Raw genomic sequence first — 24,189 nt, forward strand, 5'->3', positions numbered from 1 at the left:
AGCGGGCAGTCTGTATCGACACATTGATACATCGATGATACAAAAGACGTATGCCCCTCGACCTCGCCGATCCCGTGCAGATACTCACCGCCTCGTTCCTCCTCGCGCTCGCCGTGTTCGCGGTCGTGATGCTGTCGATCAGTCGCCGACGGTCGTGGGCCGAGCGCCAGGCCTTCCGGCTGTCGGAACGCGCGGGACTGCCGTTCGGCACCGACACGGTCCACGATGCCGTGGTCGCGCGTGTGCGGCGGAGCGCGACCGTGAGCCTGTCCTCGATCCTCGTGGCGGTCTCGGTCACCGCCGTCCTGTGGCTCGCGGTTCCCGTCGCCCGCTCCCCGTACCTGCTGTGGACGCTCGCGTTCGTCATACTCGTGGTGATCATCGCCGGAAGCACGCTCATCGAGCAGCTGCGGGACACCACCTTCCACCCCGCGCCGTCCGACCCACGTGTCGCGCGTCTCACCTCGGTCGGCATCCGTCATTATCTGGACGGGTGGCGCACGCGGACGCCGGACGTGCTCCTCTTCATCGGAGCCGTCGCGACCATCGGCGTCGGCATCGCCTCGATCGTCGCGCTCGTCCCGCCGACGTGGGTCGGCGTCGCGCTCCTCGCCCTGGTCTTCGCGGTCGCTGTCCGGGTGACGACGACCGCGATGGAGCGACGGATCCTCGCCCATCCGCAACCGGCGAAAGACGGGCTGCAGCTGGCATGGGACGATCTTTTCCGCTCGGATGCCCTCCGGTCATTGCGGATGAGCGCAGCCCTCGCCGCCTGGGTCCCCGTCGGCCTGTCGTTCGCGGTGCTGCTGCGTGCAGGCCTCCCGCTGTCCACCACCGACGCCGCAGCGGTCCTCGGGGTCTTCCCGTGGTGGGGCATTCCCGCCCTGCAGGTGCTGTACACGCTCGGGCAGGGTCGACTCAGCCCCGACCTCTTCCCACGCGGGTCTCGCGCGACCCCGGACGGGAGCCCCGCATGATCGTCATCGATCCGCGCTCGGCGGTACCGCCGTTCGAGCAGCTCCGCACGCGGATGATCGACGCGATGGTGTCGGGAGAACTGGCCCCCGCCTCGCGGCTGCCCACGGTGCGCCGACTCGCCGAAGACCTGGGCATCGCACCGGGAACGGTCGCACGGGCCTATCGCGAACTCGAATCGACGGGCTTCATCGAGACGCGCGGACGCAACGGCACCTTCGTCGCCCCGCGGGGAGACGAGACCGAACGCCGCGCTCAGCGCGCGGCATCGGAGTTCGTGGCGCAGATGCGAGCGCTGCGCGTGGATGCCGACACCACGATCGCCCTCGTGACCGCGGCGCTGCGGTCGCCCGCCGCGGACGGCGGTCCGGTCACCTCGTGACGCGACCGGCGAGGGCCTCGTCGACGAGCGCGATCAGGTTCTCCGTGCCGTGCCGCGTACCCACGCGCGCGGCGGCCTCGGCCATCGCGGTGCGACGCTCGGCGTCACCGAGGATCGGAAGGATGTCGCGCCGAACGGTGTCGCCGTCGAACCCCGCGTCCGCCAGCAGCACGGCGGCGCCGGCGTGCACCGCGGACGCCGCGTTCAGCGCCTGCTCGCCGTTCCCGACCGCATAGGGCACGTACGCCGCGGGCAGCCCCAGCGCGCCGATCTCGCTCACGGTCGCTGCCCCGGAACGCGAGACGACGAAATCGGCCGCCGCGAACGCGTGGTCCATCCGGTCGATGTAGCGACGGACCACGTACCCGGGAACACCCGGGTCCACCAGGTCGGACCTCTCTCCGGTCACGTGCACGAGCTGCCAACCGGCATCCAGGACGTCCCGCCATGCGGCGCCATGCCCCTCACCGAGCGCCTCGTTCAAGCGCTGAGCGCCGAGCGAGCCGCCGAAGACCAGGAGCGTCGGCCGGTCGAGGTCGAGCCCGAGATCCATGGCAGCGCGCGGGCGCACGGCCTGCACATCGAGGTCGACCAGCTCGCGCCGCAGCGGCATCCCGACGAATCGCCCGCCGCGCAGCGGTGTGCCCTCGAACGCCACTCCGACGGCCGCTGCCCGGCGGGCGCCGAGCACGTTCGCGAGGCCCGGCTTGGCGTTGGCCTCGTGGACGACGACGGGAACGCCGGCGCGACGCGCGGCGACGTACGCGGGAGCGGCCGCGTAGCCGCCGAACCCGACGACGAGGTCGACGTCGTGCGCGCGGATGTGCGCGCGCACCTGCGCGATGGCGCGGCGGAAACGCGCGGGGAATCCGACCGCCGCGCGATCCGGGCGGCGCGGAAAGGGCACCTTGTCGACGATCAGGAGGTCGTACCCGCGCGCCGGGACGAGGCGGGACTCGAGTCCTTCCCTCGTGCCGAGGACGAGGACCCGCGCGTCGGGTTCGCGCTCGCGCAGTCCATCCGCGACGGCCAGGAGAGGGTTGACATGTCCGGCTGTCCCGCCGCCGGCCAGAAGATACGTCGTCACCGCATCGAGCCTACCCGCGGCGGTCGACGAGCTCAGCGCGCCCGGGGGCGACGCACGGCGGCGCGCGCCGCTTCCCGGCGTCGGGCGACGTCCGGAAGCGTGCGGGAGAAGGCCAGCAGCACACCGCTGGCGAGCAGCACCGACATCAGCGACGTCCCGCCCTGCGACATGAACGGCAGGGGGACGCCGAGGACGGGGAAGACGCGGAGCACGACGCCGATGTTGATGAGCGCCTGTCCGACGATCCACACGGTGATCGCACCGGAGACGATACGCACGAACGGGTCATCGGTCTTGCGGATGATGTGGAAGGCACCCACCGCGTAGAGGGCGAACAGTCCGAGGACGACCGCGCAGCCGATCAGGCCGAGTTCCTCGCCGACGATGGCGAAGATGTAGTCGTTCGCCGCGGCGGGGAGCCAGTCGTACTTCTCACGGGAGTTGCCGAGGCCGAGCCCGAACACTCCCCCGCCGGCCAGCGCCCACATGCCGTGGAGCGGCTGATAGCAGTCGTTCAGGTAGTCCGAGAGGCAGTCGGTGTTGAGGAAGCTCATGAAGCGCCGCATCCGGTCCGGACTCGCGACGGCCAGATACGCCACCGCTGCCGCGGCGCCGAGGGCGGGCAGCACGAAGATCCGGAGGCGCACGCCGGAGAAGAACAGGGCGCCGAGGACCAGCAGGGCGAGGATCATCGCCGTGCCGAGGTCGTGGCCGGCGAGGACGGTGGCGATCACGAGCACCGCGACGGGAACGAGGGGGATGTAGACATGTCGCCACAGGGCCATGAGCGTCTGTTTGCGATACAGCACGTAGCCCACCCACAGGGCGAGGGCGAGCTTGAGGAACTCCGACGGCTGCGCCTGGAGCCCTGCGATGTTGATCCAGTTGCGGTTTCCGTCGTTCGAGACGCCGAGGGGCGTGAAGACGAGCAGCTGCAGCACCGTCGCCCCGATGAGCGCGGGCCACGCCATGCGCTTGAGGAAGGCCAGGGGCAGGCGGCTGGCGATGAACATCAGAGGGATGCCGAGGGCGGCGAACACGAGCTGCTTGACCGCCGCGTCCCAGGGCGCGACACCGGCCGCCGTGGTCGTCGCCGATGTCGCGGACAGCACCATGACCAGACCGAAGAGCGTCAGCAGCAGCGCCGTGGAGGCGATGAGGAGGAATTCGCTCGGCACCGGGGCGAACACCCGACCGAGGTTGACGCGCGCCGAGAGGCCGCGCCGCTCGGGTTCAGGGGCCGAGGTCGGGAGATTCCGGGGATGCGTCGTGCTCACCCTGCGCTCCCGTCCGGATCCGATCGTGCACCGCCGCGGCGAATCGGCGCCCGCGGTCCGCATAGGAGGAGAACTGATCGAAGGATGCCGCGGCCGGCGCGAGGAGGACCACGTCGCCGTCACGCGCGATCCCGGCGGCCAGTTCGACAGCCCTCGCCATGACGTCTTCAGTCTGAGCGGCGACCGCCTCGAACAGGGGCACCCCCGGCGCGTGTCGCGCGAACGCGTCGACGACGGCCGCGCGATCCTCTCCGATGACGACCGCCGCGGCGATCGAGGCCGCGCGGGCGGCCACGAGTTCCGAGATGTCGACGCCCTTGAGCAGACCGCCGACGATCCACACCGCCCCCGGGTAGGCCGCGAGCGACGATGCCGCCGCATGCGGGTTGGTCGCCTTGGAGTCGTCGACCCAGGTGATTCCGGCGTGCCGGGCGACGACCTCGATGCGGTGGGGATCCAGCCGGAAGGATCGGAGGGCGTCGCGGATGGCCGCAGGTTCGACGTCGAGGGAGCGCGCGAGTGCCGATGCCGCCAGGATGTTGGCGACGATGTGCGGAGCCGCCAGCCCGGCCTCGTCCAGCTCGGCGACCGTGGTGAGTTCCAGAGCGCTCGTCCGCCGTTCCTCGAGGAAGGCCCGATCGACGAGGATGCCGTCGACCACACCGAGATCGCTCGGACCGGGGACGCCCAGATCGAAGCCGATCGCGCGGGCACCCTCGACGACCTCGGCGTCCTCGACCATGACACGGGTGGCGGCATCCGCCTTGTTGTAGACGCAGGCGACGCGCGTGCGGTCGTAGACGTGCGCCTTGGCGTCGCGATAGGCGTCGTAGGAGCCGTGCCACTCCAGATGATCGGCGGCGAGGTTCAGACACACCGCGGCGTGCGGCGACACCGGCTCGGCGGAGTCCTGACCGCCGAGGTACCACAGCTGGTGGCTCGACAGCTCGACGACGAGGACGTCGAAGCCTCCGGGATCGCGGATCGCGTCGAGCACGGGCGTCCCGATGTTGCCGACCGGGGCGGCGCGAAGGCCGCCGGCGACGAGCATCGTGGCGGTCAGGCGGGTGGTCGTCGTCTTCCCGTTGGTGCCGGTGATGAGCACCCAATCCGCGGGCCGCCCGTCGGGGCGGACGACCTTGTCGCGCACGCGCCAGGCGAGCTCGACGTCCCCCCACAGCGGGATGCCGGCGTCCTGCGCCCAACGGACCAGCGGGTGGCTCGGGGCGAATCCGGGTGAGGCCACGACGACCTCGGGTGCGAAGGCGACAAGGGGGTCCGGCACCGCGTCCAGGGGCCCGGTCCAGGCCGCGACGCCGATGACGGGGAGGAGCCGCGCGTACTGTTCATCGGCGCCCTCGCTGACCACGAGCACCTCTGCTCCGAGCTCGGCCAGAGTGTCGGCGACGGAGAACCCGGTGACGGACAGGCCCAGGACGGCGACGCGCAGTCCCGCCCAGTCCGCGTACCAGCTGGTCAGCCCCTGCAGGCGCTCGGCGCTCACGTGCGGGTCAGCCATTCGACGTAGAAGAAGCCGACGCCCGAGACGGCGAGAAGACCGGCGATGATCCACATGCGCACGACGATCGTGATCTCGGGCCAGCCCCGCATCTCGAGGTGGTGGTGCAGGGGGCTCATGAGGAACAGGCGCTTGCCGCGGGTGACCTTGAAGTACGCGCGCTGGAGGATCACCGATCCGGAGGCGATGACGTAGACGCCGGCCACGAGCACCGCGAGGAGTTCGGTGCGGGTCAAGATCGCCATCGCGGCCAGGACACCGCCGATCGCCATGGACCCCACATCGCCCATGAAGACCTTCGCCTTCGGCGCATTCCACCAGAGGAATCCGACGAGCGCGCCGACGAATGCGGCGGAGACGATCGCGAGATCGAACGGATCACGGACGGCATAGCAGGCGGGCTGTGCCGACGCCGAGAGCGCCTCGCCTCCCCAGCACGCCTGGTTGAACTGCCAGAAGGCGATGAGACTGTACGCGCCCGCGACGAAGATGCCGGCGCCGGCGGCGAGACCGTCGAGCCCGTCGCTGACGTTCACCGAGTTCGAGAACGCCGTGCCGATGAATGAGATCCACGCGAGATACAGCAGCCAGCCGAGGATAGGACCGAGCACCATGAAAGACAACACGGGAACGTCACGGAAGACGGAGATGTAGGGGGATGCGGGCGTCTGACCCCACGGGTTGGGGAAGTTCAGCGCGACGATCGCGAACGGCACGAGGACGAGGACCTGACCGACGATCTTCCGCCACCCCGAGAGCCCCAGACTCCGCTGCTGACGCACCTTCATGTAGTCGTCGATGAACCCCACGGTGCCGAATCCGAGCATGAGCCAGAGGACGAGCAGCCCGGAGATCGTGGGCGGGTTGTTCCCGGTGTAGCCGCCGACCAGGTATCCCACGATGGTGCCGACGATGAAGATCGTCCCGCCCATGGTCGGCGTGCCGCGCTTGGCGCCGTGGCTGGGATTGTGCAGGTTCTCGGGAGTCCGGATGACCTGCCCCCACCCCCACCGGCGGAACAGCCGGAGGAAGACCGGAGTGAGGAAGAGGGTGAATGCCAGCGAGATCGCCGCCGCGGTCAGAAGAGATCTCACGAGAAGGATTCTCCCAGACGGTCGCCGAGGAACCGCAGCCCCACCGAGTTGGACGACTTCACCAGCACGCGGTCTCCGTCGCGGAGCTCACCCAGGAGGTAGTCGTACGCCTCGTCGGCCGTGGCGAAGAAGACCGCCTCGCCGTCCCACGAGCCCTGGGCGATCGCCTCGAGGTACATGCGGCGGGCTTCGGGCCCGACGATGACGATGCGCTGGATGCCGAGCCGAACGGCGAGGAGCCCGATGCGATCGTGCTCGTCCTCCGCGTACTCGCCCAGCTCGCTCATCGCGCCGAGGACCGCGACCGTGCGCTCCCCGGGACGGGTGATCTGCGCGAGGGTGCGCAGGGCTGCCGACATCGAGTCCGGACTGGCGTTGTACGCGTCGTTGATGATGCGCACACGCTCGGAGCCGAGGGGCTGCATGCGCCAGCGCTCGGCGAGCTCCAAGGTCTCCACGCGGGCGATCGCATCCGTGAGGCTGACCCCGAGCGCCGTCGCCGCGGCGATGGCCGCGAGGGCGTTCATCACGTGGTGCTCGCCGAGCACACGCAGATGCAGGGCCGCTGACCCACCATCCGCGATCACGGTGCAGTGCGTCCCGGACGCGGTCACCTCGACGGATTCGGCGCGGACGTCGGCGTCGGCGCCGCGGCCGAACCATCGCACACGCACCCCGCCCTCCGCGGCGATCGGCGCCATCGCCGCCACGCGGGCGTCGTCCGCGTTGAGGACCGCAAGCCCTCCCGGTCGCACGGCGCGGACCAGCTCGGACTTCGCGTGGAACGTCGCCTCGATCCCCCCGAACCCGCCGGCGTGGGCCATTCCGACCATGAGCACGATGCCGACGTCGGGGTGGACGAGACCGGCGAGCCGGGCGATCTCCCCCGGCGCGCTCGCACCGAACTCGCTGACGAGGTACCGCGTGCCGGCTCCGACGCGGAGCATCGTCAACGGCGCCCCGACCTCGTTGTTGAACGAGGCCCGGGGCGAGACCGTCTCCCCCTCGCCCTCGAGGATCCGGGCGAGGAGATTCTTCGTCGTCGTCTTGCCGTTCGAGCCGGTGATGCCGACGATGCGCAGGTCGCCGCGCTCCCGGACGTCGGCGACGACGGCACGGGCGAGATCGGCCAGGGCCGCCACGGCATCCGCGACGACGATCTGGGTCAGCGGCGCGTCGACCGGCCGTTCCACGAGCGCGAGCGCCGCTCCGGCATCCGCCGCGGTGGAGACGAAGCGGTGGCCGTCGGTGGTCTCCCCGGGCTTGGCGACGAAGACGTCCCCGGGACCGATGAGGCGGGAGTCCGTGTCGACCGTGCCCGACACGATGGTGTCAAGGGTGTCGTCGCCGAAGAGGCGGGGTTCGCCGGCGGTGGCGCGGGCGATCTGGGCGATGCTGAGAGGGATCATGTGTTCTCCGGCCGGGTCGGAGTGCTCATCCGAACTTCGGCAGAACCTCGGGCGACGTCGTGGAGGGCATGACGCGATAGGTCTTGAGGACCTGGGTCATGGCCTTCTGGAACGCGGTCGCGTTGGCCGCAGACGATGTTACCTTCGTCGGCTCGTCGAGGGTGACCACGACGAGGTACTCGGGGTCGTCGGCGGGGGCGAATCCCACCATCGAGGTGTAGTAGACGCCGGCCTTGTATCCGCCGGTCACGGGGTCGACCTTCTCACCCGTTCCGGTCTTGCCGGCGACCCGGTACCCGGGGATCGCGACCTGCGGCGAGTAGGACGCCTGCAGGAAGACGTTCTCGAGCATGGCGCGCACCTGCGCGGCGGAATCCTCGCTGATCACGCGCTCCGGCTCGGGCAGCTCGGGCTCGGTGACCGTGCCGTCGGCGGCGGTGCACGACTCGATCAGGGAAAGCGGCATCCGCACCCCGTCGTTGGCGATCGCGGCGTAGGCGCCCGCGAGCTCGGGCATCGTGGTGGTCAGGCCCTGGCCGAACGACGTGTTGTAGAGCGTCTGGTTGTCCCACTGGTCGGATGGACGCAGCACACCCTGTTCCTCGCCGTAGAACGAGACGGCGCTCCCCTCACCGATGCCGAACCTCTGGAAGTAGTCGTACCGGGTCTGCGCGTCCACCGTCTCGCTGAACTTCGAGATGCCGGCGTTGGACGAGTCGATGAGCACGCCGGTGAGGGTGTAGGCGTACGCGGGGTGGGCGAACGCGTCGCGCACCCGGGCCCCGTTGGCGAAGGTCTCCTGGCTCGAGGCGACGACCGTGGACTCGGTGTTCTGCCCCCCGGCGTCGACGACCGTGGCGGCCGTGAGCGCCTTGAAGGTCGACCCCGGCTCGAAGGTGCCGCGGAAGATCCAGTTGCCGCGGTCGTTGAGCTCGCTCGCGAGGGGGTCGTTGGGATCGACGCTCGGGTACTCCGCGGCGGCGCGGATCTTGCCGGTCTTCGTCTCCACGACGAGGATGCCGCCGCGCTGGGCGCCCATGTCCTGCACCTGCTCGCCGATGAGCTGCTGGAGGTACCACTGCAGGTCGCGGTCGATCGTGAGCGCGAGGGTGCCGCCGTCCTCGGCGGGCTGCACCTTCTCGGTGCCCGGGATCAGGACGCCGTCCTTGCCCCGCTGGAAGGTGCGTGAACCCTCGGTGGGGGCGAGGCACGAGTTCTCGGAGAGCTCGTAGCCCTCCAGCGCCGTCCCGTCGGATCCGACGAATCCGATGATGTTGCCCGCCACCGCCCCGTCGGGGTACGCCCGGGCCGGGTGCGGGACGCACACGATGTACGGCATCGCCAGATCGGCGAGCGCCCGGTACTGCTCCGTGGTCACGCGGCGCTGGAGGTAGGCGAAGCGCGAGTCGGGATTCTCCGCCAGCGCGTCCGCCACGATGGCGCGGACCGCCGCGACCTCCTGTCCCGTGATCTCCGCGACATCGTCGGAGACCTCGATCCAGGGCTTCCGGGAGGACGTCCCGTCGAGGATCTGCGTGTCGATCTGCGTGATGAGCAGCGGATCGAGCTGGCAGTCGTAGAGGAGGATGCTGCCCGCGAGGGTGTCGCCCTGCTCGTCGACGATCTCGCCGCGCGCCCCGTAGAGCGTCTGCGAGCCGCCGAGGGCGTTCTCGATGGAGTCCGCGACGTGCTCGTCCGCGTTGACGATCTGGATGTCGACCAGCCGCACGATGAAGCCCGCCAGCACCGCGAGGACCACGGCGAGCGCGACGACGGTGCGCCTGCGCGGGCTGCGGGTGGTGCGGGTGGTCATGTCTCTCGCATCGTCGTGTCGGACCGGTGGGATCAGTGTGTGGTCGGGGTGGGCAGGCCGTCGGTGATCGGGGGCGGCGTGTCGGAGACCACTCCGTCCGCACCCACGATCGCGTCCAGCGCCGGCGCACCGGCGATCGTGGCGTCCGGGTCCGTCACGAGGGGGGTTCCCGTGATCAGGGCGTTGGGCACGCTTCCGCGGGCGGCGGCGTCGATCGAGGCCGATCCGCCCGCCGTCTCGCCCGCCCCGAGGAAGGCGCCGTCGCTGAGTCGCAGATAGCTGGGCGCGTCGCCGATCACCATGCCGAGCGCCGAGGCGTTCGCCGCCAGATACTGGGGTGAGGACAGACCCGCCACCTCGTCGTAGAGGATCTGGGACTGGTAGGTCAGATCGCGCTGCTGCTGGGTGAGGGCGGCGACTTCGTACGCGCCCTGCGTCGTCAGGATCGACAGCGCCATCTGCGCGCCGGCGATGAGGAACGCGCCGACGACGGCGATCACGCCGAACGCGCGCCGGGGGCGACGGCGTCGTGCCGGGGCGTCCACGACACGGAGCGGTCGGATGCCGTCCGGGCGGCGCTCCGGGGCGTGGTGCGGAAGGGCGGTACTCCACGGAGCGGCGGCGCTCATGCGTCCTCCCGGATTCTGACGGCCGCGCGCAGGCGCACGGGGGTGGCGCGGGGGTTGACCGCGCGCTCCTGGTCGGTCGCGAGTTCCGCGCCTTTCGACAGCAGACGGAAACGCGGCGCGTGCTCGGGCAGCTCGACCGGCAGACCGCGCGGCGCCGTCGACGCCGAGGCCGCCGCGAACTCGCGCTTGACCAGGCGGTCCTCGAGGGACTGATAGGAGAGCACGACGATCCGCCCGCCCACGGGGAGGGCGGACAGAGCAGCGGGGATCGCGTGCTCGAGGACGGCCAGCTCGCGGTTGACCTCGATCCTCAGGGCCTGGAAGACCCGCTTGGCGGGATGTCCCGCACGCTGGACGGCGTGGGGGGTGGCGGCGACGAGGATGTCGACGAGCCGCCCGGACCGCTCGATGGGCTCCTCGGAACGCGCGGCGATGATCGCACGCGCGTAGCGGCCGGCGAGCTTCTCCTCCCCGTACCGCTCGAAGATGCGTCGAAGGTCGCCTTCGCCATAGGTGGCCACCACCTCGGCAGCCGTCATGCCCGCACTCTGGTCCATCCGCATGTCCAGGGGCGCATCCCGCGAGTAGGCGAACCCGCGGTCGGCGACATCGAGCTGCAGGGAGGACACGCCGAGATCGAACAGGATCGCGGTGGGTGCACCGAGCCCCACGGACGCGACCGCATCGGCGATGCCGTCGTAGACCGTGTGCACCAGATGCACGCGGTCCTCGAAGCGCGCGAGTCGCTCGCCCGCGATGCGCAGCGCATCACGATCCCGATCGAGCCCGATCAGGCGAGCCCGGGGGAAGCGGTCGAGGAAGGCCTCGGCGTGACCGCCCATCCCGAGGGTGGCGTCGACGAGGAGCGCCTCCTCCGAGTCGAGTGCAGGGCCGAGCAGCTCGACGCAGCGGTCGAGGAGGACGGGGGTGTGGATGTCGCGGAGGTCCATGATCGTGGGGGACGTGTCCCTCGACCCTGATCCCCATCCGCTCGGACCTGGCGCCGGGGAAGTGCGTCAGGGCGAAGCGGCTGGGAGTCACGGCCGAGGGCTCAGAACAGTCCCGGAATCACCTCCTGTTCGAGGTCGGCGAACGCCTCTTCGTTCGCCTCGGCGTACGCGTTCCATGCCTCGGCGTCCCAGATCTCGGCATGGGCGCCGACGCCGGTGACCACGAGCTCCTTGCCGAGGCCCGCGTAGGTGCGCAGGGGCACGGGGATCGTGATGCGGTTCTGCCCGTCCGGCTTCTCCGCGCTGGCGCCGGAGAGGAACATGCGCAGGAAGTCCCGCGCCTGCTTGTTCGCCAGTGGTGCCTCGCGGATGCGCTCGTGCACGCGCTCGAATTCGGCGGTCGAGAAGACGTAGAGGCACCGATCCTGCCCGCGCGTCACCACGACGCCGTCCCCCAGATCGTCGCGGAACTTCGCGGGGAGGATGACCCGGCCCTTGTCGTCGAGTTTGGGAGTGTGCGTGCCCAGCAGCATCGGCTCATCCCACCCCCTTCGTCCGGCCCCGAAGTTTCACGCCACTTTACTCCACTTTCCTCCACTTCGATACCCATTCGCGCCCCATCCTCCCCACCACCTCCACGGCACACGAAAAAGAGCACCGACCCGGAGGTCGGTGCTCTTTTTCGGAGTGCGGCGGTCAGCGTCCTTCTTGGCGCTTGTCCCATCGGTCGTTCATGCGGTCCATGAAGGAGGCGGAGTTCTGCTTGGGTGCGCGCGCCCGGGGGATGTCGGCCTCGACGGGCGCCTTGCCGGACGTCTTCCCCGGCGTCACCGCGAAGATCACGCCGCCCAGCATGACGACGAACCCGATCACGCCCACGACGATCAGCTGCTGCGAGACGCCGACGATCAGACCGCCGAGGCCCAGCAGCACGAGGATCGTGCCGTAGACGATGTTCCGGTAACTGAGCGTGCGTCCGTCCTGAGGCGCACTGACGACGTCGGCGTCGTTCCGCATGAGATGGCGTTCCATCTCATCGAGCAGGCGCTGCTCCTGTTCGGAGAGTGGCATGCGTCCCCCTCTAAAGGCTGTGGTTCATCGATTCTACGTGGCCCGTAGATCACTAGGCTAGGCCCGTGTCACCCTCTCGCGCTCCGATCGAAGCCATTTCTCAGCGTCTGGACACATTCCTGAGTGTCCAACGCGCGAGCACCGCCGAATTCGGACCGGAAGCACGCCTCCTGACCGACGCCGCGGGCGCCGCGCTGGCGGGCGGAAAGCGCCTGCGCGGCCGGTTCTGCATCGCAGGATGGCGCGCGGTCGAGGCGGCGAGCGCACCGGTGGAGGACTTCCCCGAAGCCCTGATCGGGGTGGCCGCCTCACTCGAGGTCTTCCACGCCGCCGCACTCGTCCACGACGACGTCGTGGACAACTCGGACACCCGGCGCGGGCACCCCTCCGCCCATCGCGCCCTGGAGGCCGCGCATCGCGACGCCCGGTGGGAGGGCGATGCCGAATCCTTCGGTCGCTCCGGCGCGATCCTCCTCGGCGATCTGCTGGTGGCGTGGAGCGACGACCTGCTCGAGGAGGCCCTTGCGACGGTCGAGACGGCGCGCGCTCACACGGCCCGGTCCGAGTACGCCAAGATGCGCAGCGAGGTGACGATCGGACAGTTCCTCGACGTCGCTGAGGAGTCCGCGTTCCGCACCGAGCCGGACGAGCGTCATGCCGAGCGCGCTCTGCGCGTCGCCTCCCTCAAATCCGCCCGGTACAGCATCCAGCAGCCCCTGGTGGTCGGCGCCGCGATCGCGGGCGCCGACAGCGCGCAGTCCGCGGCGCTCGCAGCGTTCGGGCACCCCCTCGGCATGGCCTTCCAGCTGCGCGACGACGTCCTCGGCGTCTTCGGTGACGAGAGGGAGACGGGGAAGCCGTCGGGCGACGATCTCCGGGAGGGGAAGCGCACGGTTCTGATCGCATATGCGCGCGAAGCCCTTCCGCTGCCCGCCCGTCGGGTCATGGACGACCTGCTCGGCGATCCCTCCCTCGACCGGACCCAGATCGCCTCGCTCCAGCAGACGATCATCGACGCGGGAGCGCTCGAGCGGGTGGAAGAGCTGATCGCCGACTATGCGCGTCAGGCGGAGCGCGCACTGTCCGGCGCGCGCCTCGACAACGCCGCCGTGGGTGATCTGCGCGAGCTGGCGCGCGCGGCCACCGTGCGCGTCACCTGATCCCTCACCGGAACCGGTCGGATCACGGGCTGAGGCGGATCAGGCCAGCGCGCGCGCCACCCGACGCACCTCGCTCTTGCGGCCCGCGCGCAGTGCCGCGATCGGCGGCATGCCGATGGTGTCCTCGTCCGCGAGCAGCCAATCGATGGCCTCGTCGTCGCTGAAGCCCGCATCGTGCAGCGCGATGACCGTCCCCCGCAGGGACGGAAGCGGGGCGCCGTCGACGACGAAGACTGCCGGAACCTTCAGCGTGCCGTCGCGACGCGACCCGACGAGGTGGTGATCGTCGAGGAGTCGTCGCACCCGGCCGAGCGGCTCGTCGAGGAGCTCGACGAGATCCGGAAGCGTCAGCCAATCGGTCGGAGGAGGGGAAGCGTCGAGAGTCACATCTCCACTATCTCACCGAGACCGGCGCCCGTCGGTTCGCAAATCTCACGTGAACCTCATGAACCTCAGCAGTCACTCCTTTAACATGGGGCACACGAACGCCGACGCGCGACACGCATCGTGTGCCTCGATGAAGGAGAAGCCATGCGTCACCTCACCGTCCCGACCCGCGGGCCCGCTCTCCCCCTCGCGGTCGTCGGCTCGCTCGCCGTCGCGCTGTCGACGGCCCCGCCGGCGCACGCCGATGCACCGCGCCCGCACTCCGCGACGAAGACCGCGCCGCATCCGTCCGCCCTTCCGCGGGCGGCCGCGGTCGTGGCGACGGCGCAGGAGAGCGGCGAGATCAGGCACACCGTCGTCCCCGGAGACACCGTGAGCGGGATCGCCTCGCAGTTCGGTGTCCGCACCGAGGACGTCCTCGCCCTCAACGGCCTCAGCTGGGAGTCCGTGATCCATCCTGGTCAAGAACTCGTCGTCCGCGCCGCCGACGCGACGTCGGCCCCCGCACCGACACCGGCCGCCTCGCACACCGTCGTCGCGGGCGACACCATCAGCGGGATCGCCGGCCGTCACGGCGTGAGCACAGAGAGCGTCCTGTCTGCGAACGGTCTCACCTGGTCGTCGATCATCTATCCCGGCCAGACCCTCGCCCTCCCCCTGGCCGCGACCCCGGCCGCGGCGACGAGCTCACCCGCTCCCGCGGCGTCCGTGTCTGTGCCGCTCGACGACGAGCAATCCGCCCACGCCCGCCACATCATCGCCGTCGGACGCGAACTCGGGGTGCCCGATCGGGGGATCGCAATCGCCCTCGGCGCGGCGATGCAGGAGTCCTGGATCCGGAATCTCGACTGGGGCGATCGCGATTCGCTCGGGCTCTTCCAGCAGCGGCCGAGCACGGGGTGGGGAACCGAGGAAAAGCTGCGCACACCGGACCACGCCATCCGCGCCTTCTTCGGCGGCCCGCTCGACCCCAACGGATCGATGACGCGCGGTCTCCTGGACATCCCGGGGTGGGAGCAGATGTCGTTCGCCGACGCGGCGCAGGCCGTCCAGATCTCGGCTTATCCGGATCGGTACGGCGATTGGGAGCATGCCGCCTACGAGTGGCTGGCCGCCCTGGGGTGAGCCGCTCCGCGGACTCACGGCTCGGCGTCCGTAGACTCTGAGCGTGAGCACGAGTCAGCAGACCGACCCGCTGATCGGCCGTCTCGTCGACGGTCGGTACCGGGTGCGTGCTCGCATCGCGCGGGGCGGAATGGCGACGGTGTACGTCGCGACGGATCTGCGCCTCGAACGGCGTGTGGCCCTGAAGGTGATGCATGGGCACCTCAGCGACGACAGCGTCTTCCAGAGCCGATTCATCCAGGAGGCCCGCTCGGCGGCGCGGCTGGCGGATCCCCACGTCGTGAACGTCTTCGACCAGGGTCAAGACGGCGAGATGGCCTACCTCGTCATGGAATATCTGCCCGGGATCACCCTGCGCGACCTGCTCAGGGATCAGCGGCGCCTGACGGTGCCGCAGGCGGTGACGATCATGGACGCCATCCTGTCGGGGCTCTCGGCCGCGCACCGGGCGGGGATCATCCACCGCGACGTCAAGCCCGAGAACGTGCTCCTGGCGGAGGACGGCCGCATCAAGATCGGCGACTTCGGACTCGCGCGCGCGACCACCGCCAACACCGCCACCGGCGCGCAGCTGCTCGGGACGATCGCCTACCTGGCACCCGAGCTGGTCACGCGCGGCACGGCCGACGCGCGCAGCGACATCTATGCCTTGGGCATCATGCTCTACGAGATGCTCGTCGGCGAGCAGCCCTACAAGGGCGAGCAGCCCATGCAGATCGCCTTCCAGCACGCGACCGACTCGGTCCCGCGCCCCAGCGTGAAGAACCCCGCCGTGCCGGAGCCCCTCGACGAGCTCGTCCTGTGGGCCACCGAGAAAGTGCCCGACGATCGGCCCGCCGATGCGAAGGAGATGCTCGACCGGCTGCGCGAGATCGAGCGCCAGCTGGACATCGCACCCGTGGTCACCCGCACCGGGCCGATCTCGGCGACCCGCACCGACGGGGTGGCGTCCGGCGATCTCACCGCCGTGCTGCCGGCGACGACGGGAACCGCACCCACCGCGACCCCGGACGGCGCTGACAACGCCGCGCGCCTCCGTCGGGCTTCCAAGCGCCGGCGCGCCGCGGGCGGATGGCTGTTCTTCCTCGTCGTCCTACTCGCCGCGGCCTCCGCCGGCGCCGGATGGTGGTTCGGGTCCGGACCCGGAAGCCTGGTGGCCGTCCCCGACGTGACCGGACTCACGTTCGAGGCCGCGAGCGAGCGTCTCGCCGACGAGGGACTGGTCGCGCGCGAGCGCGGCGAGCACAGCCTCGAGGTCGAGGCCGGGCGCACCATCGGCACCGACCCCACGGCCGGCACCCGGTTGGAGCAGGATGCCGCGGTGGAGGTCATCGTCTCCCTGGGCCCCGCGCAGGTACAGGTCCCCGCCCTCATCGGCACCTCGAAGACCGAGGCGACCGACGCGCTGGCGCAGCAGGAGATCACCGTCGACGGTGAGTCCGGCTTCTACACCGATGCCGCCCGGGACAGCGTCGTCGGAGTCGTCGTCCGGCCTGCTGCGGGGGGCGAGGACGTCCCGTGTGGTGACGGATGCACCGCCACACAGGGCGACTCGGCCACCCTGTGGGTGTCGCTCGGAACGCTGCCGAACGTCCGTGGGATGAACACCGACGATGCGCGTGCGACCCTGACCTCGTCGGGCCTCGAGGTGGCCGAGGGCGCGCTCGAGCAGTCCAGCGAGGACATCGCGGCAGGTCTCGTGGTCGGCACCACCGACCGCGACGGTGGCGGATGGTGGCGTCCCGGAGATTCGATCTCCCTGATCGTCTCCACCGGTCCGCCGCTCTTCGCCGTGCCGGATGTGGTGGGGCAGACGCGTGACGAGGCCATCGCGACGCTCGAGGACGCGGGGTTCCAGGTGGACTACTCGGCCCTCTGGGCGCCGTTCCCCGACGCCATCACGCGGGTCTCGAGTTCGAACCCCGCGGCCGATTCCCTGCTGCTGCGAGGATCGCGCGTGTACATCGAGATCTCCGTCAGCGGCTGATCCGCCGACGCGGATCGCGTCAGCGCTTCTCGAGCTCCTCGGCCACGAGGAACGCCAGTTCCAGCGACTGCATGTGGTTCAGGCGCGGATCGCACAGCGACTCGTACCGGGTGGCGAGAGTCGCTTCGTCGATCATCTCCGAGCCACCCAGGCATTCGGTCACGTCGTCGCCGGTCAGCTCGACGTGGATGCCCCCCGGGAACGTCCCCACGGCGCGATGCGCCTCGAAGAATCCGCGGACCTCGTCCACGACGTCGTCGAAACGACGCGTCTTGTACCCCGTCGGGGTGGTGATGCCGTTCCCGTGCATCGGGTCCGTCACCCACACCGGTGTCGCCCCGGCATCCTTCACCGCTTCCAGCAACGGCGGAAGCGCGTCGCGGATCTTCCCAGCACCCATGCGCGTGATGAACGTCAGGCGTCCGGGCTCGCGCTCCGGGTCGAGCTTGTCGATGAGCTGCAGGGCCACGTCGGGCGACGTCGTGGGGCCGAGCTTGACCCCGATGGGGTTGCGGATGCGGGAGAAGTAGTCGATGTGCGCACCGTCGAGCTCGCGCGTGCGCTCCCCCACCCACAGGAAGTGCGCGGAGGTGTTGTAGGGCGTGCTCGTGCGCGAGTCGATCCGCGTCATGGGGCGCTCGTAGTCCATGAGGAGACCCTCGTGGCCGGTGTAGAACTCCACCCCGCGCAACTCGTCGAAGTTCGCGCCCGCGGCCTCCATGAACTTGATGGCCCGGTCGATCTCGGTGGCCAGGCGCTCGTAGCGCTGGTTCGCCGGGTTCTCGGCGAACCCCTTGTTCCACGAGTGGACCTCGCGGAGATCGGCGAACCCGCCCTGCGTGAAAGCACGGATGAGGTTCAGGGTCGACGCCGCCGTGTGGTAGCCCTTGAGCAGGCGCGCGGGGTCGGCCTGGCGGGAGTTCTCGGTGAAGTCGTACCCGTTGACGATGTCGCCGCGGTATGCGGGCAACGTGACGTCGCCGCGCGTCTCGGAGTCGCTGGAACGGGGCTTGGCGAACTGACCCGCCATACGGCCCATCTTCACGACCGGCATCGACGCGCCGTAGGTGAGGACGACGGCCATCTGGAGCACGGTCTTGATGCGGTTGCGGATCTTCTCCGCGGTCGCCCCGGCGAAGGTCTCGGCGCAGTCGCCGCCTTGCAGGAGGAAGGCACGGCCGGAGGCGACGCGGGCGAGCCGGTCGCGGAGGTTGTCCACCTCGCCGGCGAAGACGAGCGGCGGAAGCGTCGCGAGTTCCGCGGACACCGCGGCGACCGCTTCGGCATCGGACCACGACGGCTGCTGCTTGATGGGCAGGGTCCGCCAGTGGTCGAGGGCATCGAGCTGCTGGAGCATCCGCTCAGTCTATCCGCGCGGGCGCGCGGGCAGATGCACGTTTCAGCGACGGCGAGGGCGTGTGAGGAGGCGGTCTTTCACCGTCGAGGCGTAGACGTCCTCGTACTCCTGCTCACCGAGCCGCTGCAGGGCGACCATGATCTCGTCGGTGATGGAGCGGAGGATGTACCGGTCGCCCTCCATCCCCTCGAACCGGGAGAAATCGAGCGGCTCTCCGATGACCACGCCGACCCGAGCCACCCGCGGGATGCGCGTGCCGATCGGCATCATGGTGTCGGTGTCCACCATGACGACCGGGACGACCGGGACGCGCGCCTCCAGAGCCATGCGGGCGATGCCGGTGCGCCCGCGGTAGAGCTTGCCGTCGGGACTCCGCGTGCCCTCCGGATAGATGCCGAGGAGCTCCCCGCGCCCGAGCACCTGCAGGCCGGTGTTGAGTGACGCCTCCGACGCCTTGCCTCCGGAGCGGTCGATGGGGAGCTGGCCGGTCGCCTTGAAGAAGACCCGGGTGGCCCAGCCCTTGATGCCGGTGCCGGTGAAGTAGTCGCTCTTGGCGAGGAACGCCACCGGTCGGTCGATCATGAGCGGGAGGAAGATCGAATCCACGAAGGACAGGTGGTTGCTGGCGAGGATGGCACCCCCCTCGGCGGGGACGTTGCGACGGCCGACGATCCAGGGTCGGAAGATCGCCTTGACGATCGGCCCGATCACGACGTACTTCATCAGCCAGTAGAACATCCGACTACGCCTGCTCCCCCGCGAGGTCGGCGACGCCGATGACCCCGGCGTCGTTGACGAGCTGCGCGATGGCGAACCGCGCCACCGGGCGGTCGCCGTAGCCCGGAAGCGACGTCTCGTAGGCGATGCGCACGGGTTCCAGCAGATCATCGCCGAGCTGGGCGACGCCACCCCCGATGACGAACAGCTCGGGGTCGAGGACCGCCTGGAAGCCGCCGCACGCCTCGCCGAGCGCGGTGGCGACACGCCGGAGCGCCTCGATCGCGCCCGCGTCGCCGGCCAGGACGAGACGGGAGACCGCCGGTCCGCTGATCACGCCGTTCTCCTCGCGGAGTTGGGCGAGAGCCTCGCCGATGCCGCCACCGTCCGCGATGTCGTTGGCCTCCCGCTGGAGAGCGCGTCCGGAGGCGTACTGCTCGAGGCATCCGTTCTGCCCGCATCCGCACGCACGTCCGTCGCGGGCAAAGCGCGTGTGCCCGAGCTCGCCGCCGATGCCGTGGCCTCCGCGGAAGAGCGCCCCGTCGAGGACCACGGCGCCACCGACGCCCGTCCCCATCGTGAGCATCACCATGTGATCGACATCGCGCCCCGCGCCGAAGCGGAACTCGGCCCACCCGGCGGCGTTCGCGTCGTTCTCGATGGTGACGGGGAGGCCGATGCCCTGCTCGAGGGTCGCCTTGAGCGGCTCGTTGTGCCATGCGATGTTCGGGGCATGGATGACGACGGCGCGGTCCCGGTCGATGAAGCCGGCAGCGGCGACGCCGACCGCGGCGATCTCGTGCGCGGCGCGGAAGTGGGCCGCCATGTCCACGACCGCGCGCGCAAGCGCCGCGGTGTCCTTGGGCGTATCCACGCGGAGCTTCTCCACGATCCGCCCCTCGGCATCCACGACCCCACCGGCGATCTTCGTGCCGCCGATGTCGATTCCGACCTTGAGCACCGCGCCCCTCTCCGCCGGCGCAGGCGCGACGGCGCCTTGAAGTCTAGTGGCGCGCGCGGATCGGCCCTCGGCACGTCACCCGCGTGCGCGCGTCGGCAGCGCGCTCCTGTGCGGGGCGACTGCTCTGATTAGACTCAGTACGAACGAACCCGAGATTCCGTACCGGTACCGAAGGAGCTGCCGTGGCACAATTCGACGTCCCCGCGATCGTCCCCGCCGACCCCACCGCGAACGTGAGCGACCTGCTGGTCGACCGCGTCGACCTGACCCCGCAGCGTGCTCTGTTCGCCGTGCCTGACGGAGACGGCTGGCGCGACATCAGCGCCGCGCAGTTCCACGCGCAGGTGATCGCGCTCGCCAAGGGCTTCGCCGCGGCAGGCATCGAGCCCGGCGACAAGGTCGGCTTCATCGCCCGAACCACCTACGACTGGACGCTGGTCGACTTCGCCCTCTTCTTCGCCGGCGCGGTCATGGTCCCGATCTACGAGACCAGCTCGGCCGCCCAGATCGGGTGGATCCTCGGGGACTCCGGCGCCGTGGCCTGCATCACCGAGTCCGCGGACCACTCCGCGCGGCTCGCCGAGGTCCGCTCCGATGTCCCGCTCGTGAAGTCCGTGTGGGAGATGCACGCGGGAGACCTCGACGCGCTCGTCGGCCAGGGCGCCGCCGTATCGGATGCCGAGATCGAGCGTCGTCGCAAGATCGCCGTCGGCTCGGACATCGCCACGCTCATCTACACGTCCGGGTCGACCGGGCGCCCCAAGGGCTGCGTCCTCACGCACAGCAACTTCGTCGAGCTCGCCCGGAACTCCGGCAAGGCTCTGCAGGAGGTCGTCGCCGAACCGGACGCGTCCACGCTGCTGTTCATCACCACCGCGCACGTGTTCGCCCGATTCATCTCGATCCTCAACGTCCACGCGGGCGTGAAGACCGGACACCAGCCGGACACCAAGCAGCTGCTGCCGGCCCTCGGCTCCTTCAAGCCCACCTATCTCCTCGCCGTGCCGCGCGTGTTCGAGAAGGTCTACAACTCCGCCGAGCAGAAGGCCGAGGCGGGCGGCAAGGGGAAGATCTTCCGCGCGGCCGCGCAGACCGCGATCGACCACTCGCGGCTGCTGCAGGAGGGCGGGCGCGTGCCGCTCGGCATGCGGGTGAAGTTCGCGCTGTTCGACAAGCTCGTCTACAGCAAGCTGCGCGCCGCCATGGGCGGCCGTGTCCGCCACGCGGTGTCGGGGTCCGCTCCGCTCGGTCCGCGGCTGGGGCACTTCTTCCACAGCCTGGGCGTGGTCATCCTCGAGGGCTACGGCCTGACCGAGACCACGGCCCCGGCGACGGTGAACCTCGTGACCAAGTCCAGGATCGGCACCGTCGGCCCGGTCCTCCCGGGTGTCGGCATCCGCATCGCCGAGGACGGCGAAGTCGAGGTCCGCGGGATCAACGTGTTCAAGGAGTACTGGCGGAACCCCGAGGCGACCGCGGCCGCGTTCGACGGCGAGTGGTTCAAGACCGGAGACCTGGGCGAGTTCGACCAGGAGGGGTTCCTGAAGATCACCGGTCGCAAGAAGGAGATCATCGTCACCGCCGGCGGGAAGAACGTCGCCCCGGCCGGACTCGAGGATCCGATCCGCGCCAACCCGATCGTGGGTCAGGTCGTCGTCGTGGGCGATCAGAAGCCCTTCATCTCGGCGCTCGTCACGCTCGACCCCGAGATGCTCCCGACCTGGCTCGGGAACAACGGACTGCCCGCCGACATGTCGCTGACGGATGCCGCCGAGAACGATGCCGTCCGCGCGGAGGTGCAGCGCGCCATCGACGTGGCCAACAAGAGCGTCTCGCGCGCCGAGTCGATCCGGAAGTTCGTGATCCTCCCCACGGAGTGGACCGAGGCGAGCGGGCATCTGACGCCGAAGATGAGCATCAAGCGCAACGTCATCATGGACGACTTCGCCCCGCAGATCGAAGAGCTCTACACAGTGCCCGTCAACACGACGTCGACGTCCATCAGCTGATCTCCCGATCAGTCGCCGAGGAGCGGGTCGGAGCGGACGTGGCAGAGAGGATCTCGGTACGTCCGCTCCGCGGACTACTCGATCTTGAGTCGACCCGCGTCAACGCTGCTGCGCAGCATTGATCCGGGTCGACTCAAAACCACTCGGACTCGCGGATCTGCTTCATCGCCTGGCGCCGGTCCTCCGGTGCCAGGCGTTGCAGGTACAGCATCCCGTCGAGGTGGTCGGTCTCGTGCTGGAGCGCCTGCGCCATCAGGCCCTCCCCCTCCACGACGACCTCGTCGCCGTTCAGATCGATGCCGACGACCTTCGCCTGCGGATATCGCAGCGCATCGTGCCAGAGCCCGGGGACGGAGAGGCATCCTTCGCCGATGCGCGACGGCTCCCCGGACACCTCGACCAGCACCGGGTTGAGGACATAGCCGATGTCACCGTCGATGTTGTAGCTGAAGGCACGCAGACCCACGCCGATCTGGGGAGCGGCCACTCCCGCACGACCCGGAACGGCGACGGTGTCGAGCAGATCCTGCACGAGGGCGCGCACCCCGTCGTCGATGGACTCGATGGGCGCGCAGGCGGCACGAAGAACCGGGTCGCCGAAGACGCGGATGGGACGGACGGCCATGATCAGGCCGCCGAAGCCAGCGAACGCAGTCCCTCGACCACGGTCGCCGCCATCTCGCGCGCCGCCTGCCGCGTCTCGGGCTGCAGATCACGGAAGGTGATCGCGCTCCCGGCCGCGATGAGCGGGTCGTACGGCATCCGCACGACGCTGCGGACACGCGAACGGAAATGCGCCTCCAGCTCGTCCAACTGGACGACGGGACGGCCGGGACGCGAGTTGTTCAGCACCACGACGGCCGAACGCACCCGCTCCGCGTACCCGTTCGTCTCCAGCCAGGTGAGCGTCTCAGACGCCAGCCGCGCCTCGTCGACGCTCAGACCCGCGACGATGACCACCTGGTCGGCGAGATCCAGGGTCGCCCCCATGACCGAGTGGACGATGCCGGTGCCGGTGTCCGTGAGCACCACCGAGTAGTAATGCGCGGCGAGCTCGGCGACCTGACGGTAGTCGGTGTCGCTGAAGGCCTCCGACACGTGCGGATCGGTGTCCGACGCGAGGACGTCGAGACGGGTCTCGTCGCGCGCGACGATCGCCGACAGGTTGTTGTAGCCGGAGACGTCGGCGCGCGAACGCACGAGATCTCGCACGGTGCGGTTGCTCGTGCGCGAGATGCGTTCGGCGAGGGTGCCACGGTCGGGGTTGGCGTCGACGGCGATGATCCGGTCGTCGCGGGCATCGGCGAGCGCCATGCCGAGAAGAGTGGTGATGGTCGTCTTCCCGACTCCGCCCTTGCGGGAGAGCACGGGGACGAAGCGCGCGCCGCCGGCCAGCGGAGCCGAGATGCGGCGGTCCAGTTCCTTGCGCGCACGTGCACGCTTACCGTCGCCGAGATTGATGCGATGACCGGACAGCGAGTAGATCAGGTGCTGCCAGAGCCCATCCGGCTCGGGACGCGTGGTCCGGCTCGGATCGAGCAGCCGGTCGGCGGTAAGGAGATCGGCGGTCTCCCGATCGGGTTCGAACTCTCCGAGCCGCTTCGAGGTCAGCGCGACCTCGGATCGACGACGCGGCTTCTCGTTCGCCGCGGCGGCATGCGCTTCGGCACGCGTCATCGCCGGCGCGGGACCCGTCGCAGGCGCGGTCGTCGGAACGACGGGCTGCGCCCCCGTCACGGGGACGGGATCGGCGGCCGCACGGGAAACCGCTCCAGGCGTCGGCGCCGGGACCGGGTCGGATGTCGGCGACGCAGCGGCGGCGGCCGGCTCGGTCTCGACGATCTCCGCGTCGTGGATGTCCTCCTCCATGCGCGGGACGGTCCCGCTGTCGACGGCCGCGGTCGCCGCCGGGGCGGCTTCCTCACCGTCTTCCGACGCGGGAGGGGATTCGTCGTCGCCCTCCCGCGGTTCTTCGACCGACACCTCGGCGTCAGGGGCGATCTCGGCGTCCTCCACGATCTCCGCCTCCGCCGTCTCGGCGGGGATCTCGACCACGAAGGGCACCTCTCCGCTGATGACGTCGTCCTCGACGAGGTCGTCGTCCTCGGGTTCGCTCGGCAGCTGCACGGGGACGTGCGCCGTCGGGGTTCCCAGGAGACCGAGGGGCGCGGAATCGATGCTGCCCGTGTCGGCGAGGACGCCGTTCTCGGCGTCGTCGGCGGGGTGGTCGGGATGGTCGGGCGTCACTGCGGATGTCTCCAAAAGCCAGGGGGCGGCGAT

General features: G+C 70.0%; 22 protein-coding genes. 6 read left to right on the forward strand and 16 right to left on the reverse strand.

All coding sequences use genetic code 11. From position 1 onward, the window contains the following. The first annotated feature begins 50 nt into the window (after positions 1 to 50). A complete protein-coding gene (locus ABXJ56_RS14985) occupies positions 51 to 977 on the forward strand; it encodes a hypothetical protein (protein WP_354000515.1) in 927 nt (308 codons plus the stop codon). After that, positions 974 to 1,357, forward strand: a complete 384-nt coding sequence (locus ABXJ56_RS14990) for a GntR family transcriptional regulator (protein WP_354000516.1) — start codon at positions 974 to 976, stop codon at positions 1,355 to 1,357. The genes ABXJ56_RS14985 and ABXJ56_RS14990 overlap by 4 nt, the downstream gene beginning before the upstream one ends. Here ABXJ56_RS14990 and ABXJ56_RS14995 read toward each other — a convergent pair. The 10 genes from ABXJ56_RS14995 to ABXJ56_RS15040 all read right to left on the reverse strand — a co-directional run bounded on the left by ABXJ56_RS14995 (position 1,347) and on the right by ABXJ56_RS15040 (position 12,206). Continuing rightward, positions 1,347 to 2,444, reverse strand: a complete 1,098-nt coding sequence (locus ABXJ56_RS14995) for a UDP-N-acetylglucosamine--N-acetylmuramyl-(pentapeptide) pyrophosphoryl-undecaprenol N-acetylglucosamine transferase (protein ID WP_354000517.1) — start codon at positions 2,442 to 2,444, stop codon at positions 1,347 to 1,349. The two genes, ABXJ56_RS14990 and ABXJ56_RS14995, sit on opposite strands and share 11 nt — an antisense overlap. Before the next feature lie 32 nt (positions 2,445 to 2,476). Further along, positions 2,477 to 3,721: a putative lipid II flippase FtsW gene (gene ftsW / locus ABXJ56_RS15000; RefSeq protein WP_354000518.1), complete on the reverse strand. Its 1,245-nt coding sequence runs from the start codon at positions 3,719 to 3,721 to the stop codon at positions 2,477 to 2,479. After that, a complete protein-coding gene (gene murD, locus ABXJ56_RS15005) occupies positions 3,678 to 5,240 on the reverse strand; it encodes a UDP-N-acetylmuramoyl-L-alanine--D-glutamate ligase (protein ID WP_354000519.1) in 1,563 nt (520 codons plus the stop codon). The genes ftsW and murD overlap by 44 nt, the downstream gene beginning before the upstream one ends. Then, positions 5,222 to 6,334 (reverse strand): phospho-N-acetylmuramoyl-pentapeptide-transferase, encoded by a 1,113-nt coding sequence (mraY, locus tag ABXJ56_RS15010; RefSeq protein ID WP_354000520.1) that lies wholly within the window; start codon positions 6,332 to 6,334, stop codon positions 5,222 to 5,224. Before mraY ends, murD begins: the two co-directional genes overlap by 19 nt. Further along, the gene (locus ABXJ56_RS15015; RefSeq protein WP_354000521.1) at positions 6,331 to 7,743 is read right to left on the reverse strand and encodes a UDP-N-acetylmuramoyl-tripeptide--D-alanyl-D-alanine ligase; all 1,413 of its coding nucleotides are present in this window, start codon (positions 7,741 to 7,743) and stop codon (positions 6,331 to 6,333) included. The genes mraY and ABXJ56_RS15015 overlap by 4 nt, the downstream gene beginning before the upstream one ends. Before the next feature lie 25 nt (positions 7,744 to 7,768). Further along, positions 7,769 to 9,556 carry a peptidoglycan D,D-transpeptidase FtsI family protein gene (locus ABXJ56_RS15020; RefSeq protein WP_354000522.1) on the reverse strand — a complete coding sequence of 596 codons (1,788 nt, stop codon included), beginning with the start codon at positions 9,554 to 9,556 and terminating at the stop codon, positions 7,769 to 7,771. A gap of 32 nt (positions 9,557 to 9,588) precedes the next feature. Then, positions 9,589 to 10,185: a hypothetical protein gene (locus ABXJ56_RS15025; protein WP_354000523.1), complete on the reverse strand. Its 597-nt coding sequence runs from the start codon at positions 10,183 to 10,185 to the stop codon at positions 9,589 to 9,591. Then, positions 10,182 to 11,135 (reverse strand): 16S rRNA (cytosine(1402)-N(4))-methyltransferase RsmH, encoded by a 954-nt coding sequence (gene rsmH, locus ABXJ56_RS15030; protein ID WP_354000524.1) that lies wholly within the window; start codon positions 11,133 to 11,135, stop codon positions 10,182 to 10,184. Before rsmH ends, ABXJ56_RS15025 begins: the two co-directional genes overlap by 4 nt. A gap of 101 nt (positions 11,136 to 11,236) precedes the next feature. After that, entirely contained in the window at positions 11,237 to 11,668 is a 432-nt protein-coding gene (gene mraZ / locus ABXJ56_RS15035) for a division/cell wall cluster transcriptional repressor MraZ (RefSeq protein ID WP_354000525.1), read from the reverse strand. Between the two features lie 163 nt (positions 11,669 to 11,831). Continuing rightward, positions 11,832 to 12,206 (reverse strand): DUF3040 domain-containing protein, encoded by a 375-nt coding sequence (locus ABXJ56_RS15040; protein ID WP_354000526.1) that lies wholly within the window; start codon positions 12,204 to 12,206, stop codon positions 11,832 to 11,834. 65 nt (positions 12,207 to 12,271) lie between these two features. On the opposite strand from ABXJ56_RS15040, the gene ABXJ56_RS15045 reads away from it, so the two are divergent. After that, the gene (locus ABXJ56_RS15045) at positions 12,272 to 13,366 is read left to right on the forward strand and encodes a polyprenyl synthetase family protein (RefSeq protein ID WP_354000527.1); all 1,095 of its coding nucleotides are present in this window, start codon (positions 12,272 to 12,274) and stop codon (positions 13,364 to 13,366) included. A 39-nt stretch (positions 13,367 to 13,405) separates the two neighbouring features. Here the strand turns inward: ABXJ56_RS15045 and ABXJ56_RS15050 are convergent, their stop codons facing one another. Continuing rightward, on the reverse strand, positions 13,406 to 13,753 hold the full coding sequence (locus ABXJ56_RS15050) for an Rv2175c family DNA-binding protein (protein WP_354000528.1): 348 nt from the start codon (positions 13,751 to 13,753) through the stop codon (positions 13,406 to 13,408). 144 nt (positions 13,754 to 13,897) lie between these two features. On the opposite strand from ABXJ56_RS15050, the gene ABXJ56_RS15055 reads away from it, so the two are divergent. Both ABXJ56_RS15055 and pknB read left to right on the forward strand, forming a co-directional pair. Continuing rightward, complete coding sequence (locus ABXJ56_RS15055) at positions 13,898 to 14,878, forward strand: LysM peptidoglycan-binding domain-containing protein (protein ID WP_354000529.1); 981 nt, start codon at positions 13,898 to 13,900, stop codon at positions 14,876 to 14,878. A 43-nt stretch (positions 14,879 to 14,921) separates the two neighbouring features. Next, a complete protein-coding gene (gene pknB, locus ABXJ56_RS15060; protein ID WP_354000530.1) occupies positions 14,922 to 16,865 on the forward strand; it encodes a Stk1 family PASTA domain-containing Ser/Thr kinase in 1,944 nt (647 codons plus the stop codon). 19 nt (positions 16,866 to 16,884) lie between these two features. Here pknB and ABXJ56_RS15065 read toward each other — a convergent pair whose 3' ends face one another. From ABXJ56_RS15065 to ABXJ56_RS15075, 3 genes are read right to left on the reverse strand one after another with little or no spacing between them, the layout of a single operon-like run. Then, positions 16,885 to 18,222, reverse strand: coding sequence for a class II 3-deoxy-7-phosphoheptulonate synthase (locus ABXJ56_RS15065; RefSeq protein ID WP_354000531.1), 1,338 nt, complete (start codon positions 18,220 to 18,222; stop codon positions 16,885 to 16,887). 42 nt (positions 18,223 to 18,264) lie between these two features. Then, positions 18,265 to 18,960 (reverse strand): lysophospholipid acyltransferase family protein, encoded by a 696-nt coding sequence (locus ABXJ56_RS15070; protein WP_354000532.1) that lies wholly within the window; start codon positions 18,958 to 18,960, stop codon positions 18,265 to 18,267. Positions 18,961 to 18,964: 4 nt separating this feature from the next. Beyond that, positions 18,965 to 19,900 carry an ROK family protein gene (locus ABXJ56_RS15075; RefSeq protein WP_354000533.1) on the reverse strand — a complete coding sequence of 312 codons (936 nt, stop codon included), beginning with the start codon at positions 19,898 to 19,900 and terminating at the stop codon, positions 18,965 to 18,967. Positions 19,901 to 20,082: 182 nt separating this feature from the next. Here ABXJ56_RS15075 and ABXJ56_RS15080 point away from each other — a divergent pair, with 182 nt between their 5' ends. After that, positions 20,083 to 21,909 (forward strand): AMP-dependent synthetase/ligase, encoded by a 1,827-nt coding sequence (locus ABXJ56_RS15080; protein WP_354000534.1) that lies wholly within the window; start codon positions 20,083 to 20,085, stop codon positions 21,907 to 21,909. A 133-nt stretch (positions 21,910 to 22,042) separates the two neighbouring features. Here the strand turns inward: ABXJ56_RS15080 and def are convergent, their stop codons facing one another. Both def and ABXJ56_RS15090 read right to left on the reverse strand, forming a co-directional pair. Next, positions 22,043 to 22,534 (reverse strand): peptide deformylase, encoded by a 492-nt coding sequence (def, locus tag ABXJ56_RS15085; protein WP_354000535.1) that lies wholly within the window; start codon positions 22,532 to 22,534, stop codon positions 22,043 to 22,045. A gap of 2 nt (positions 22,535 to 22,536) precedes the next feature. After that, positions 22,537 to 24,156 (reverse strand): MinD/ParA family ATP-binding protein, encoded by a 1,620-nt coding sequence (locus ABXJ56_RS15090; RefSeq protein ID WP_354000536.1) that lies wholly within the window; start codon positions 24,154 to 24,156, stop codon positions 22,537 to 22,539. Between the last annotated feature and the right edge of the window lie 33 nt (positions 24,157 to 24,189).

It is taken from the genome of Microbacterium aurantiacum (assembly GCF_040532595.1).
Classification (GTDB): Bacteria; Actinomycetota; Actinomycetes; order Actinomycetales; family Microbacteriaceae; genus Microbacterium; species Microbacterium chocolatum_B.